The 13,411-nt window shown below is 68.5% G+C and carries 12 protein-coding genes; 5 read left to right on the top strand and 7 right to left on the bottom strand.

Annotated features, from left to right (window positions below; translation table 11 throughout):
- Window positions 1–31 precede the first annotated feature (31 nt).
- The gene (locus tag RGI145_RS15460) at window positions 32–970 is read right to left on the bottom strand and encodes a FecR family protein (RefSeq protein ID WP_075799052.1); all 939 of its coding nucleotides are present in this window, start codon (window positions 968–970) and stop codon (window positions 32–34) included.
- A 57-nt stretch (window positions 971–1,027) separates the two neighbouring features.
- Window positions 1,028–1,522 (bottom strand): RNA polymerase sigma factor, encoded by a 495-nt coding sequence (locus tag RGI145_RS15455; protein ID WP_075800109.1) that lies wholly within the window; start codon window positions 1,520–1,522, stop codon window positions 1,028–1,030.
- A 270-nt stretch (window positions 1,523–1,792) separates the two neighbouring features.
- Between RGI145_RS15455 and RGI145_RS15450 the strand changes: the two genes are divergently transcribed.
- Window positions 1,793–3,910, top strand: coding sequence for a TonB-dependent siderophore receptor (locus RGI145_RS15450; protein ID WP_075800108.1), 2,118 nt, complete (start codon window positions 1,793–1,795; stop codon window positions 3,908–3,910).
- Between the two features lie 148 nt (window positions 3,911–4,058).
- On the opposite strand, the gene RGI145_RS15445 is transcribed toward RGI145_RS15450, so the two are convergent.
- From RGI145_RS15445 to RGI145_RS15425, 5 genes are all read right to left on the bottom strand, one after another.
- A complete protein-coding gene (locus RGI145_RS15445; RefSeq protein WP_075799051.1) occupies window positions 4,059–5,078 on the bottom strand; it encodes a Bug family tripartite tricarboxylate transporter substrate binding protein in 1,020 nt (339 codons plus the stop codon).
- A gap of 126 nt (window positions 5,079–5,204) precedes the next feature.
- The gene (locus RGI145_RS15440; RefSeq protein WP_083670801.1) at window positions 5,205–6,035 is read right to left on the bottom strand and encodes a sugar phosphate isomerase/epimerase family protein; all 831 of its coding nucleotides are present in this window, start codon (window positions 6,033–6,035) and stop codon (window positions 5,205–5,207) included.
- Complete coding sequence (locus tag RGI145_RS15435) at window positions 6,032–7,192, bottom strand: dihydrodipicolinate synthase family protein (protein ID WP_075799049.1); 1,161 nt, start codon at window positions 7,190–7,192, stop codon at window positions 6,032–6,034. The genes RGI145_RS15440 and RGI145_RS15435 overlap by 4 nt, the downstream gene beginning before the upstream one ends.
- Window positions 7,193–7,197: 5 nt before the next feature.
- A complete protein-coding gene (locus RGI145_RS15430) occupies window positions 7,198–8,352 on the bottom strand; it encodes a Gfo/Idh/MocA family protein (RefSeq protein WP_075799048.1) in 1,155 nt (384 codons plus the stop codon).
- Window positions 8,353–8,414: 62 nt separating this feature from the next.
- The gene (locus RGI145_RS15425; RefSeq protein ID WP_075799047.1) at window positions 8,415–9,053 is read right to left on the bottom strand and encodes a TetR/AcrR family transcriptional regulator; all 639 of its coding nucleotides are present in this window, start codon (window positions 9,051–9,053) and stop codon (window positions 8,415–8,417) included.
- 218 nt (window positions 9,054–9,271) lie between these two features.
- On the opposite strand from RGI145_RS15425, the gene RGI145_RS15420 reads away from it, so the two are divergent.
- From RGI145_RS15420 to RGI145_RS15405, 4 genes are read left to right on the top strand one after another with little or no spacing between them, the layout of a single operon-like run.
- Complete coding sequence (locus RGI145_RS15420; protein ID WP_075799046.1) at window positions 9,272–10,207, top strand: carbohydrate ABC transporter permease; 936 nt, start codon at window positions 9,272–9,274, stop codon at window positions 10,205–10,207.
- Window positions 10,200–11,066, top strand: coding sequence for a carbohydrate ABC transporter permease (locus tag RGI145_RS15415; RefSeq protein ID WP_075799045.1), 867 nt, complete (start codon window positions 10,200–10,202; stop codon window positions 11,064–11,066). Before RGI145_RS15420 ends, RGI145_RS15415 begins: the two co-directional genes overlap by 8 nt.
- A complete protein-coding gene (locus RGI145_RS15410; RefSeq protein WP_075799044.1) occupies window positions 11,063–12,169 on the top strand; it encodes an ABC transporter ATP-binding protein in 1,107 nt (368 codons plus the stop codon). The genes RGI145_RS15415 and RGI145_RS15410 overlap by 4 nt, the downstream gene beginning before the upstream one ends.
- The gene (locus tag RGI145_RS15405) at window positions 12,159–13,391 is read left to right on the top strand and encodes a Gfo/Idh/MocA family protein (RefSeq protein ID WP_075799043.1); all 1,233 of its coding nucleotides are present in this window, start codon (window positions 12,159–12,161) and stop codon (window positions 13,389–13,391) included. The genes RGI145_RS15410 and RGI145_RS15405 overlap by 11 nt, the downstream gene beginning before the upstream one ends.
- Window positions 13,392–13,411 lie beyond the last annotated feature (20 nt).

The following is a 13,411-nucleotide window of genomic DNA, read 5'->3' as shown; positions in this document are numbered from 1 at the left end:
AAATATGTCCTTCCGGCCCCCGCCGGGCGGCTCACGACAGGGGTTCGATGACCGTCACCAGGGGGAAGCGGCGCAGCCTGACCGGCAACAGGGAGGGCAGGGCCGCGAGGAAGGCGTCGCCGTCGTTGGCCGGAAACACGCCCGTGATCCGTCGTTCCCGCAGGACCGCATCGGGGATCAGGATCCAGCCGCTGCGATACCGGCCGATCTCTCCGACCACTTCCGCCAGGCGCCTGCCATGGAAGACGAGCGTCCCCCGGCGCCAGGCCGTCTCGGCCGCCAGATCGACCGGCTGCGGTTCCCCCAGCCCGGTCCCGGGCGCGTATGCGACGCCCTGGGCCACCGGGACCTCCACGGCCCGCCCCGCATAGCTCACCCGGACAGCATGTTCCGACACCACGACCGCGACGGCATCCCCGTCCCGGGAAACGGCGAACTGCGTGCCCAGGGCGCGGGTGGTGCCGCCGGCGGCGCGGACATCGAAGGGGCGGCCGGGCTCCGGGGCGACATGGACATGGATGCGCCCCGCATGCAGGACGAGGCCGCGCCGTTCCGCGTCATAGGCGAGGTCCAGCCGCGTGGCGGCATCCACCTCCAGCTCCGAGCCATCCGGCAGGGTGAGGTGGCGGCGTTCCGTGGCCGTGCTGATATCCGTCCAGAGACGGTCCGGACGCGGCAGCAGCCCGCCCTGCACGGACAGCGCCGCGGCCCCGCCGGCGACGGCGAGGGCGGCCAGGCCAGGAAGGAGGGAACGTCGCCCCCGTGCCGCGCCCAGGCCCTGCCAGAGCCTTTCCGCCTCGGAAGCCGCGGCGGCGGGCCCGGGCCCGCTGCTCCGCCAAGCCTCATAGGCAGCCTTGTCCTGCGGGGTCGCCATGCCGGAGTGCAGGTGGACCACCCATTGCAGCGCGGTCTCGCTCAGCGGGTCGAGCGGTTCGTCCAGCGGGTCGCGAGCCTGGGGGAGGGATGGCATGGCACTGGCTCCGGTGCTGTCGCGCAGCGGGCTGGCCGGCTTGCCCGCGCCGCAAGGTCAGACCGGGCCAAGGCGGCGTTGGCAATGGCGCAGAGCGCGGATGATATGCTTGGTGACCATGCTGGTCGAGATGCCGAGCCGCTGGCCGATCTCGGCATGGGTGAACCCGTCGAGCCGGTTCAGCAGCAGCGCGCGGCGGCAGTCATGGGGCAGCTCATGAAGCGCGGCGACGAGGATCGCCAGCGCCTGACGGTCCGCCAGCCGGCGTTCCTGGGAGATCTCCGCGGCCGGGCAGGCTTCCGCGTCCTCCAGGGGCAGGAGGTGGCCCCGGTTCCGCCTGACGCGTCGTTCGTCCCGCACCAGATTGGCCACGATCCGGCACAGGAAGGCATAGGGATTGGCCACGGAGGCTGCGGAGGCCGACCCGGCATAGCGCAGGAAGGCGTCCTGAAGGATGTCCTCGGCCGTGGCGGAACAGCGCACACCCCCATAGGCCATGTGCCGCAACTCCCGATGATGCAGACGGAACAGGGTCTCCAGGTCTCGGGGCAAGCGCGGCCTCTTGCGGTTCGGTTCCGTGCCCGTGCGGAGGTTGCGGAATCCCAGGCGCGGCTCACCCATTAGTGATATTAAAAGTGATTCGCAAACACAAGGGTCGCTTCGGTCGCTGTATCGCCGGCCATGCCAAGGGCTCATGTATCAAGGTATTGCGATTGATATCCATTATCAACTAAGCGTGACGCCCCGCTTCCAAGGGTACGAATCGTGCGCGTTCCCGCAGCTTCAAGACAGCTTCCCATCTGCCTGGGCATGCTTGGCCTGATGGCCGGTGCCCCCGCCGCCTTCGGCCAATCCGGCGCGGCGGCCGACCAGCCGGTGGTTCTGCCCACCGTCTCCGTGGAGGGTCGCGGCAGGCCGGCCGAAACCGCGCGCGGCCCGGTCGAGGGCCTGGTCGCCACGCGCAGCGCCACCGGCAGCAAGACCGACACCCCGCTGGTCGAGACGCCGCAATCCGTCTCCGTCATCACCAGCGACCAGATCGAGAAGCTGAACATCGGCTCGGTCAACGAGGCCCTGCGCTACAGCCCCGGCGCCTTCAGCAGCGGCACGGACTACCGCGGCGAGTATTTCAGCGTCCGCGGCTTCAGCGCCGATGTCTTCCTGGACGGGACGCGCGTGCCGGCCCCCGTCACGGCACAGTCCTTCCGCATCGAGCCCTGGGGCATGGAGCGCATGGAACTCCTGCGCGGCACCACCTCGGCCCTCTATGGCCAGGGCAACCTGGGCGGCCTGGTCAACGCGGTCAGCAAGACGCCCTATCCCGGGCAGGTGCGGCAGATCGCCTTCCAGACCGGCAGCTTCGGCCGCCTCCAGGGTATGTGGGATGTCGGCGGCAGCCTGACCGGCGATGACACGCTACTCGGCCGCTTCGTCGGCCTGATCCGCGACGCCGACACGGAATTCGACGGCGGCCACGACAACCGCATCTACCTCGCGCCCTCGCTGCGCTGGCGCCCGAGCGCGGACACCACGCTCACCCTGCTCGGCAGCTACCTGCGCGACGACAACGGCGTGACCGGCCAGTGGCTGCCGCCGCAGGGCACGGCGCTCTACAACCCCAACGGCAGGATCCCGCGCGGCCGCACCACCGGCGAGCCGGACTGGGACACCTACCGCAAGAGCCAGTACAGCCTCGGCTACATGCTGGAGCACCAGGCGACCGACTGGCTGACGCTGCGGCAGAACCTGCGCTACACCTACCAGTCCCTCGACTACAACACGATCTACGCCTCCGGCCTCGTCGCCGGACAGTGGCGCCGGGTGAACCGCGTCGCCTCGATCAACCAGCCGCTCGCCGCCTCGCTCACCCTCGACAACCAGGCCGAGGCGCGCTTCGACACCGGCCCGCTGCGCCATACCGCGCTGGTCGGGCTCGACTACCGCTACCAGCGCGTCAGCAACCGCACCTGGGCCGGCGCCACCACGACGCTGGATGTCTACGATCCCTCCTACGGCACCGTGCCCACCCTGCCGCGCGGCGCCACCAGCGTCACCCTGAACAACCAGAAGCAGAACCAGCTCGGCCTCTATGCGCAGGACCAGGCGCGGCTGGGCAACTGGATCCTGACGCTGACCGGACGGCAGGACTGGGCCAGCTCCGACACGCACAACAACCGCACCGGCACCGACACCAGCCAGGACGACAGCGCCCTCACCGGCCGCGCGGCGCTGCTCTACGCCTTCGACTTCGGCCTGTCGCCCTACATCTCCTACGCCACCTCCTTCCTGCCCGTGCTCAGCACCTACGCGCCGCAGCGCGGCGGAGACACCTTCAAGCCCACCACCGGCACGCAATACGAGGGCGGCGTGAAGTACCAGCCGCCCGGCAGCCGCAGCCTCTTCTCGGCCGCCTATTTCGAGCTGACGCAGAAGAACGTCACGACCGCCGATCCGATCTATGCGAACTACTCCATCCAGACGGGCGAGGCGCAGTCGCGCGGCGTGGAGCTGGAGGCGCATGTCGCCCTCACCGACGGGCTCAGCCTGATCGGCGCCTATACGGCGCAGGAAACGGAGGTGACGCGCAGCACCGCCAACAATCTTGGCCGCCGCCTGACCACCGTGCCCAACCACATGGCCTCGCTCTGGGCCGACTACAGCTATCCGGTATCGGAGAACCTGACGCTCGGCGCCGGCGCGGGCATCCGCTACGTCGGCAACACCATGGCCAACAACGCACCGACGGCGACCACGCCGATCTTCCACGCGCCGGGCTTCACCCTCTACGACGCCATGCTGCGCGCGGACTACAAGCAGTGGCGCCTGACCGTGACGGGCACCAACCTGGGCGACAAGGACTACTTCGCCGCCTGCTATTCGAGCTCCTGTTCCTATGGCGTCGGCCGCGCCGTTTACGCCACGCTCGCCTATCGCTGGTGAGGGCGGCGCTCCGCCCCGGCAAGGAGCGGGGCGGGCCTCACTGTCCGGCAAGGGCAATGCGAACTCGGGAGGGCCGATGCGCCACGCCGGTGGCGGAACCTTTCCCCGGCATGGCGCAACGCCGGATGCGCGGGCCGCGCCCCGTGCATCAGTTCACGGTGATCTTCGCCTCCTGCACCACGCGGCCCCACTTATCGCTTTCCCGCTGGATAGTGGCGGCGAGTTCCCCGGGCGTGGACGAGACCGCATCCGCCCCGGCAGCGGCGAGGCGCTCCTGCGCCCCGGGCTCGGCCAGGATCTCGCGGATCGCCTGGTTGTAGCGGGCGATGGCGGCGGGCGGCGTCCCGGCGGGCGCGAGGACCGCTCCCCAGGAGGTCGCCTCCGCCGCCGGCAGCCCGACCTCCGCCATGGTGGGCACCTCCGGCAAGAGGGCGGAGCGCCGGGGGCCGGTCGTCGCCAGGGCACGCACCGTGCCGGCCTGGATCTGGCCGATGGCGGAGGGAAGCTGGTCCAGCATGAACTGCACCGTCCCGGCGATCGTGTCGTTCAGCGCCGGGGCGCTGCCGCGATAGGGCACGTGCATCGGCTGGATGCCGGCGGCGAGCCGGAAGAGTTCCGCCACCATATGGGTGGAACTGCCGGAACCGGCCGAGCCATAGCTGATGCTGCCGCCCTTCTCCTTCGCCAGCGCCACGAAGTCCTGCGCCGTCCGCGCGGGCACTCCGGGATTGACGATCAGCACATGGTCCGTGCCGAAGGCCATGGAGATCGGGGCGAAGCTCTTCGCCGGATCGAAGCCGAGGTTGCGGTACAGATGCTGGTTGATGCTCAGCGTCCCCATGGTCGCCATCACCAGCGTATGGCCGTCGGCGGCGGAATGCGCGGCATTCTCCATGCCGAGATTGCCGCCCGAGCCGGTCCGGTTCTCCACCACCACCGGCTGGCCGAGGCGCTGCTGCAACCGTTCCCCCAGCACGCGTGCCACCACATCCGTGGCACCGCCGGCGGGGAAGGGGACGACGAAGCGCACCGGATGCGTCGGCGCCCATAGAGCACCGTTGCCCGGGGCACCGTTCCCTTGGGCCAGCGCGGGCCGGGCCAGGAAAGGAAGGGCCAGGCATGACAGGGCCGGCCCGGCGGCCAGCAGGCCGCGTCTGTTGAGGGACATTCCCGTTCTTCTCCCGAGCGTATTCTTCTTGATTGGGCGGGTGCGGGCCGCACGGGTCCGCACCGCGGTTCCGCCGGAAGGCCGGCCGTGCCCTTCGCGCCCTGCTGACGCGAAAGGCGAATGACGTCAGCAGGCGCTCTGGTGGCGCTCCTTCAGCAGCGGCAGCACCTCGTCCGGATCGCGCGCCCACCAGCGGCGGGACAGGATCTCCACCTCCGCCCCGCCGGGCCAGCCGGCCTCCTCCGCCATGGCGCGGATGGCGGGAATGTCGATCACCCCGTCGCCCGGCATGCCCCGGTCGAAGACCGTGTCCGTGGTGGGCACCAGCCAGTCGCAGGTGTGGAAGGCGGCGATCCTCCCCTTGGCACGCCGCATCTGCCGGGCGAGGTCCGGGTCCCACCAGACATGATAGACATCCAGCGCCACGCCGCTGCCGTGCCCCAGCTCCTCGCAGAGATCCAGCGCCTGCCCCAGCGTGGCGAGCACGGAGCGGTCGGCGCAGGTCATCGGGTGCAGCGGCTCCAGCGCGATGGTGACGCCGGCATCGCGGGCCTCGCCCATGATGGCATGCAGCCCCTCCCGCACCATCTCCCGTGCCCCGGGCAGGTCGCGGGAGCCGGGCGGCAGCCCGCCGCAGACCATCACGAGGCAGGCGGCGCCGATGGCATGGGCCTCGGCAATGGCGCGGCGGTTGTCCTCGATGGCGGCGGCGCGGCTGGCGGCATCGGGGGCCGTGAACATGCCGCCGCGGCACAGGCCGGTGACGCGCAGCCCGGCATCGCGGATCTGCCGCGCCGCCTCTTCCACCCCCATGGCCTGCAGCACGTCGCGCCAGGGGGAGATGCCGGGAATGCCGTGCCGGGCGCAGCCCTCGATGCATTCCGCCAGCCCCCAGCGCTCCTTCACCGTGGCGGTGTTGAGGGAGAGGGGGCCGGGATCGCTCTTCGCCATGCTCATGACACGCCGTGCACCGCGAGGATCTGCCGCATACGCGTGGCGGCGAGGTCCGGGTCGCGCAGCAGCCCGGCCTTGTCGGCGAGGCGGAAGAGCTCCGCGAAATGGCCGATGGAGCGGGCCGACTGCTGCCCGCCGACCATGGTGAAATGGTCCTGGTGCCCGTTCAGCCAGGCCATGAAGACCACGCCCGTCTTGTAGAAGCGGGTCGGCGCCTTGAAGATGTGCCGGCTGAGCGGCACGGTCGGCGCCAGGATGTCGTGGAAGCCCTGCAGGTCGTCCCGCGACAGGCAGGCCAGCGCGCCGCCCACCGCCGGGGCGATCGGGTCGAAGATGCCGAGCAACGCGTCGGAATGCCCCTCGGAATCCCCGGCGATCGTCTCGGCGTAGTTAAAGTCGTCGCCCGTGTACATGCGCACGCCTTCAGGCAGGCGGCGGCGCATGGTGATCTCCTTCTCCTTGTCGAGCAGGGAGATCTTCACCCCGTCCACCTTGGCGGCATGGTCGGCGATGACCTCCAGCGCCACCTCCATGGCCTTCCAGTGGTCGTGATGCCCCCAGTAGCCTTCCAGCGCCGGGTCGAACATCTCGCCCAGCCAGTGGATGATCACCGGCTCCCGCACCTGCCGCAGGATGCGGTCATAGACGCGCACATAGTCGCCCGGCCCGCGCGCCGCCTTCGCCAGGGCGCGGGAGGCCATGAGGATGATGCGCCCGCCCATGCCCTCGACGGCGGAGCACTGCTCCTCATAGGCGCGGATCACGTCGTCCACCGTGACATCCGGCCCGGGCGCCAGATGGTCGGTGCCGGCGCCGGAGGCCATCACCGCGCCGGGCACGTCCTTCATCGCGTCGAGGGAGCGCCGGATCAGCTCCTGCGCCCCGGCCCAGTCGAGGCCCATGCCGCGCTGCGCCGTGTCCATCGCCTCCGCCACGCCCAGGCCCAGCGACCAGAGATGGCGGCGGAAGGCGATGGTGCGGTCCCAGTCGATCTTCACGTCGAGCCAGGGGTCCTGCTCGGCCAGCGGATCGGCCACCAGATGCGCGGCCGCCAGGGCTATGCGGGGGAAGGGCGGCTTCGCCACGGGGAACTCCCGCGGCGCGCCGGTGGTATAGGGCGCCAGGCGCCCGTCGGCACCCGGCAGGGTCAGGGTCGGCACGGCGGTCAGACCTCCAGCTTCGGCAGGTCGATCCAGCGGCGCTCGGCCCAGGACTTCAGCCCCGCCTCAGCGAGCTGCACGCCCTTGGCGGCGGCCAGGAGGTTCCATTTGAACTCCGGCAGCTCGCCCGCGACATGGCGCAGGAAGAGCTCCCACTGCGCCCGGAAGCCGTTGGGATAGGCCTGCGTGTCGGGGATCTCCTCCCAGCCCTCGAAGAAGTCGATGGGCTGTGGCGTGTCGGGGCTCCAGACGGGCTTCGGCGTGTTCACCCGGCTCTGCGTCCGGCACGTCATCAGCCCGGCCACGGCGGAGCCATGCGTGCCGTCCACATGGAAGGTCACGAGGTCGTCCCGCCGCACCCGCGTGACCCAGGAGGAGTTGATCTGCGCGATCACCCCGCCTTCCAGCTCGAAGGTGGCATAGGCGGCGTCGTCCGCATCGGCCTCGTAGGCCTCGCCCTTCTCGTCGATGCGGCGCGGGATATGCGTGGCGCCGAGGCAGGAGACCGCCTTGGTCTCGCCGAACAGGTTGTCCAGGACGTAGCGCCAGTGGCAGAGCATATCGAGGATGATGCCGCCGCCCTCGTCCTTCTTGTAGTTCCAGGAAGGCCGCTGCGTCGGCTGCAGGTCGCCCTCGAAGACCCAGTAGCCGAACTCGCCCCGCACCGAGAGGATCTTGCCGAAGAAGCCGCTGTCGATGGCCATCTTCAGCTTCACCAGCCCGGGCAGGAAGAGCTTGTCCTGCACCGCGCCGTTCTTCACCCCGGCCTTGCGGGCGAGGCGTGCCACGTCCAGCGCGTCCTCCAGGTTATCGGCGGTCGGCTTCTCGGTGTAGATGTGCTTGCCGGCGGCGATGGCCTTGCGGATCAGCGCGGCGCGCATCTGCGTCGTGCCGGCATCGAAGAAGATCTCGTCGTCCTTGTTGGCCAGGGCCTCGTCGAGATCGGTGCCCACGCGCTCCACCCCATGCGCCCGGGCCAGGGCCTCCAGCTTCTCCCGGTTGCGGCCGACCAGGATCGGGTCGGGCATCAGCCGGTCGCCGTTCTTCAGGGGGACGCCGCCATCCTTCCGGATCGCGGCGATCGAGCGGATCAGGTGCTGGTTCATGCCCATGCGCCCCGTCACGCCATGCATGATCAGGCCAATGCGACGCTCTGCCATGACGATTCCATCCCGTGTTTTGGTAACTACATGGTTACCTAAGAACGGGAGGGCCTCGCCGGTCAAGCACGAAGATAGCCCAGGATCACATCCACGCAGTGATCCTCGCGCAGGCCCAGCGCCACCTCGGTGGACAGGTCGGTCTTGAAGATGGCGGACAGGGTATGGAGGTTGGCCACGTAGAAATGGCCGACCGCCACGATCGTCACATAGGTCTGCAGCGGATCGGCATCGCGCCGGAAGACGCCCGCCTCCGCGCCACGCACCAGCACGTCACGCACGGATTCGAGCAAGGGCGAGTAGAGCGCGCGCACCTGCTCGCTGCGGCCCAGGTAACTGGCCCGGTGCATGTTCTCCTGGTTCAGCAGGGTGACGAATTCCGGGTGCCGCGCCGTGTATCGCAGGTTGAAGCGCACCAGCCGCGCCATGGCCTCCACCGGCGGCAGGCTGCCGACGTCGAGCGCCCGCTCCTCCTCCCGCTTGGCACTATAGACATGCTCCAGGACCTGGATCCAGAGCTCCTCCTTGCTGCCGAAATGCACATAGAGCATGCGCTTGTTCACCCCCGCCCGGGCGGCGATCTCGTCCACCCGGGCCCCGGCCAGGCCATTGGCGGTGAACTCGACAACCGCGGCGTCCAGGATCTTCCGGCGGGTGGTTTCGGCGCGCTTGCTGCGCTGCGGGATGAGGATGTCCGACATGGTTCCGCAAAATTGCCGTGGGTGCCGCACAAGGCCAGAGGAAAGACCGCTCGCGCACGATCACGACCGATCATATCCGTGCTTGACACGAAGGGAGGCGCCTCCCTAGCGTGGGAACCAACCGGTTACCTGCTTGTTGAGTAGGGGCTGACGGACATGGCCGCAAGAGCCATGGGGAGGACGACCGATGACGAAACCCGGAAACGGGGCGGGGGATCATGCAGATCGCCGCCGCTGAGACGGGCTGGACCGCCGCCCGGAAGCATAGGGCCAGCCGGAAACGCTGGGCAAGCCTGCCCGGCTACCTCTTCCTGCTGCCCTGGCTGATCGGCTTCTTCGGGCTGACGCTGGGGCCGGCCCTGGCCTCGCTGGCGCTGTCCTTCACCCATTTCGACCTGATGACCGACCCGCGCTGGGCGGGGATGGCCAACTACCGGCGCATCCTGTTCTCGGACACGAAGTTCTGGGAATCGCTCCGCGTCACCTTCACCTATGTGGTGCTGACCGTCCCGCTGAAGCTCGCCTTCGCCCTGGGCGTGGCGATGGTGCTCAACAAGGGCATCCGCGGACTCTCCATCTACCGGGCCATCTTCTACCTGCCCTCCCTGCTGGGGGCGAGCGTGGCCATCGCGGTGCTGTGGCGGGAGATCTTCTCCGGCACCGGCCTGCTGAACCAGCTCCTCGCCCTGGTCGGCATCCAGGGGCCGAGCTGGATCGCCAACCCGGACACCGCGCTCTACACGCTGGTGGTGCTGGGCATCTGGCAGTTCGGCAGCCCGATGATCATCTTCCTGGCCGGGCTGCGGCAGATCCCGCAGGATCTCTACGAGGCCGCCAGCCTGGATGGTGCCTCCCCGCGCCGGCAGTTCTTCCGCATCACCCTGCCGCTGCTGACGCCGATCATCTTCTTCAATTCCATCGTGCAGGTGATCGACGCCTTCAAGGCCTTCACCCCGGCCTTCATCATCAGCGAGGGCACCGGCGGGCCGGTGAACTCCACCCTGTTCTACACCCTCTACCTGTTCCAGGAGGCCTTCAGCTTCTTCCGCATGGGCTACGCCTCGGCCCTCGCCTGGGTGCTGGTGCTGATCATCGCGGGCTTCACCGCGGTCTCCTTCCTCTCCGCGCGCTTCTGGGTGCATTACGATGAGTGAGGCCCTCCGCCATGGCGGCCCCCGCACGGCGAAGGCCGGCCGATCCGCCCTGAAGCATGCGCTGCTGATCGCCGTCGCCTTCTGCATGCTCTACCCGCTGCTCTGGATGCTCGCGAGCTCCTTCCGCAGCAGCCAGGACATCTTCTCCACCATCTCCATCATCCCGCAGAGCCTGAGCCTGGACGCCTATTTCCGCGGCTGGAACAGCCTGCAGGTCAGCTTCGGCCGGTTCTTCTGGAACTCGGCGGTGATCGCGGTGCTCTCCGTGATCGGCAACGTCGTATCCTGCTCGCTCGCCGCCTATGCCTTTGCCAGGCTGCGCTTCCGCGGCAGGAACCTCTGGTTCGCGCTGATGCTGGGCACGCTGATGATGCCCTACCACGTCACGCTGATCCCGCAGTACATCCTGTTCCTGAACCTGGACTGGGTGAACACCATCCTGCCTCTGGTGGTGCCGAAGTTCCTGGCCACGGACGCCTTCTTCATCTTCCTGATGGTCCAGTTCTTCCGCAACATCCCGCGCGAGCTGGACGAGGCCGCCATGATGGACGGGTGCAGCCCCTGGCGGATCTACTGGAAGATCATGCTGCCGCTCTCGCTGCCGGTGATGGCGACGGCCGCGATCTTCTCCTTCATCTGGACCTGGGACGATTTCTTCGGGCCGCTGATCTACCTGAACGACATGGACACCTACACGGCCCAGATCGGCCTGCGCTCCTTCGTGGATTCGGGCGGGGAATCCGACTGGCCCGCGCTCTTCGCCATGTCCGTCCTGGGCCTGGTTCCTGTCTTCCTCTTCTTCCTCTTCTTCCAGCGCCTGCTGATCGAGGGGATCGCCACCACGGGGATGAAACGATGACCGGCCTGAACCTCCAGCACGTCTTCAAGCGCTTCGACCAGCATGCCGTGCTGCACGACGTGAACATCGACATCACGCCCGGCGAGTTCGTGGTCTTCGTCGGCCCCTCCGGCTGCGGCAAGTCCACCCTGCTGCGCATGATCGCGGGGCTGGAAACGATCTCGGACGGCGATCTGGTGATCGGCGGCAACGTCATGAACGACGTGCCGGCGGCACAGCGCGGCATCGCCATGGTCTTCCAGTCCTATGCGCTCTACCCGCATATGAACGTGTACAAGAACATGGCCTTCGCCCTGGAAACGGCCCGCATGCCGAAAGCCGAGATCGACCGGCGGGTGCGGCAGGCGGCGGAGGTGCTGCAACTGGGCCACCTGCTGGAGCGCAAGCCGAAGCAGCTTTCCGGTGGCCAGCGCCAGCGCGTGGCCATCGGCCGCGCCATCGTGCGGGAGCCGGGGATCTTCCTCTTCGACGAGCCCCTGTCGAACCTGGATGCCGAGCTGCGCGTGCAGATGCGGGTGGAGATCGCCAACCTCCACCGCAAGCTCGGCAACACGATGATCTACGTGACCCACGACCAGGTCGAGGCCATGACCATGGCCGACAAGATCGTGGTGCTGCGCGCCGGAAAGGTGGAGCAGATCGGCTCGCCTCTGGATCTCTACAACAACCCTGCCAACCGCTTCGTGGCGGGCTTCATCGGCAGCCCCAAGATGAACTTCCTGTCGGTCGCGCCAGCGCCGGGCGGGGAAGGCGTGATCCTGGGCGGCCAGGAGGTGCGCCTGCCCGGCCTCCGCCCGCCCGCCGAGGAAGGGCTGGTGCTGGGGATCAGGCCGGAGCACCTCCGCGCCGGAAGCGACGGCGTGCAACTCGGCGGCCTGCGCGTGCAGCTCGTGGAACAGCTCGGCAGCGCCTCGCTGGTCTATGGCCAGACGGCGGACGGGCAGGCGGTGACGCTGCAACTGGAAGGACAGCGCCGCATCCATCCGGGCGAAAACATCCCGATCACCTGCGATGCCGGGGATTGCCACCTGTTCCGCGCCGACGGCTCCGTCTGTCCGCGCCTGACGCCGGTCCTGTCCATGGGGAGTGAGTATGTCGCTTGATCTCGCGCAACATCGGATTGCGCTGGTCGGCACGGGCCATCGTGGCACCGGCATGTGGGGCAAGGAGCTGCTCTCCCGCCTCGGCCCGCAGGTGGATCTCGTCGGGCTCTGCGACATCAACGAGATGCGCGCCCATCGCTCGCAGCGGGCGATCGGCACCAATGCCCCCGTCTTCACCGATTTCGGGGAGATGCTGTCCACGCTTCGTCCCGCCACGGTGATGGTCTGCACCCGTGACGACACGCATGACGACCTGATCGTGCAGGCGCTGGAGGCGGGCTCGGACGTCATCACCGAGAAGCCCATGGCCACCACCGCGGCCAAGTGCCGCCGCATCCTGGAGGCAGAGGCGCGGACCGGGCGCAAGGTGAACGTCGCCTTCAACTACCGCTACGCACCCTTCGGCGCGAAGATCAAGGAGCTGCTGATGGAAGGGGCGATCGGGGAGATCACCTCGATCGACTTCCACTGGTATCTCGATACACGGCACGGGGCGGACTACTTCCGCCGCTGGCACGCCTACCAGAAGAACTCCGGCAGCCTGTTCGTCCACAAGTCCACGCACCATTTCGACCTGCTGAACTGGTATGTGGCGGATGAGCCGAAGGAGATCTTCGCGCGCGGCAACCTGCGGCACTACGGCGCCAACGGCCCCTATCGCGGGGAACGCTGCCATGACTGCCTGCATGCGCCGGATTGCGACTTCCACCTCGATATCGCCGCCGACCCATGGCTGGAGATGCTCTACGAGGACCCGTCGCGGGAGGACGGCTATGTCCGCGACGCCTGCGTCTTCCGCGAGGATATCGACATCTACGACACGATGAGCGCCTCGCTGGTCTATGGCAACGGCGTGCAGGTCTCCTACTCCCTGAACGCCTGCATGCCGGTCGAGGGGCACCACCTCGCCTTCAACGGGCGCAAGGGGCGGCTGGAGATCCGGCACAAGGAGAAGGACCCCTTCGGCATCGGCGACCATGACGAGATCCTGCTGATGCGGAACTTCGGTCCCTCCGAGGCCATCCGCATCAGGCGCGAGCATGGCGGCCATTTCGGCGGCGACAAGCGCCTCCAGGCCATGCTCTTCGATCCGGAGATGCCCGACCCCCTGCACCAGCGGGCCGGGGCGCGGGCCGGGGCGCTGTCCGTGCTCTGCGGCGTCGCCGCGGTGGAAAGCGTGAAGACCGGCCGGGCCGTGCCCGTGGCCGCGCAACTCGACTGAGCCGAATCAAGAAGAACGAA

Origin of the sequence: Roseomonas gilardii (assembly GCF_001941945.1) — a bacterium.
Classification (GTDB): domain Bacteria; phylum Pseudomonadota; class Alphaproteobacteria; order Acetobacterales; family Acetobacteraceae; genus Roseomonas.
Note: the sequence above shows the minus strand (reverse complement) of the source record. Positions and strands in the feature narration are given on the sequence as shown.

Bases quoted from the DNA above. Each gene is read 5' to 3' on its own strand.
- RGI145_RS15460 (WP_075799052.1), bottom strand. From the start codon at position 970: ATGCCATCCCTCCCCCAGGCTCGCGACCCGCTGGACGAACCGCTCGAC.
- RGI145_RS15450 (WP_075800108.1), top strand. From the start codon at position 1,793: ATGGCCGGTGCCCCCGCCGCCTTCGGCCAATCCGGCGCGGCGGCCGAC.
- RGI145_RS15445 (WP_075799051.1), bottom strand. From the start codon at position 5,078: ATGTCCCTCAACAGACGCGGCCTGCTGGCCGCCGGGCCGGCCCTGTCA.
- RGI145_RS15440 (WP_083670801.1), bottom strand. From the start codon at position 6,035: ATGAGCATGGCGAAGAGCGATCCCGGCCCCCTCTCCCTCAACACCGCC.
- RGI145_RS15430 (WP_075799048.1), bottom strand. From the start codon at position 8,352: ATGGCAGAGCGTCGCATTGGCCTGATCATGCATGGCGTGACGGGGCGC.
- RGI145_RS15425 (WP_075799047.1), bottom strand. From the start codon at position 9,053: ATGTCGGACATCCTCATCCCGCAGCGCAGCAAGCGCGCCGAAACCACC.
- RGI145_RS15420 (WP_075799046.1), top strand. From the start codon at position 9,272: ATGCAGATCGCCGCCGCTGAGACGGGCTGGACCGCCGCCCGGAAGCAT.
- RGI145_RS15415 (WP_075799045.1), top strand. From the start codon at position 10,200: ATGAGTGAGGCCCTCCGCCATGGCGGCCCCCGCACGGCGAAGGCCGGC.
- RGI145_RS15410 (WP_075799044.1), top strand. From the start codon at position 11,063: ATGACCGGCCTGAACCTCCAGCACGTCTTCAAGCGCTTCGACCAGCAT.
- RGI145_RS15405 (WP_075799043.1), top strand. From the start codon at position 12,159: ATGTCGCTTGATCTCGCGCAACATCGGATTGCGCTGGTCGGCACGGGC.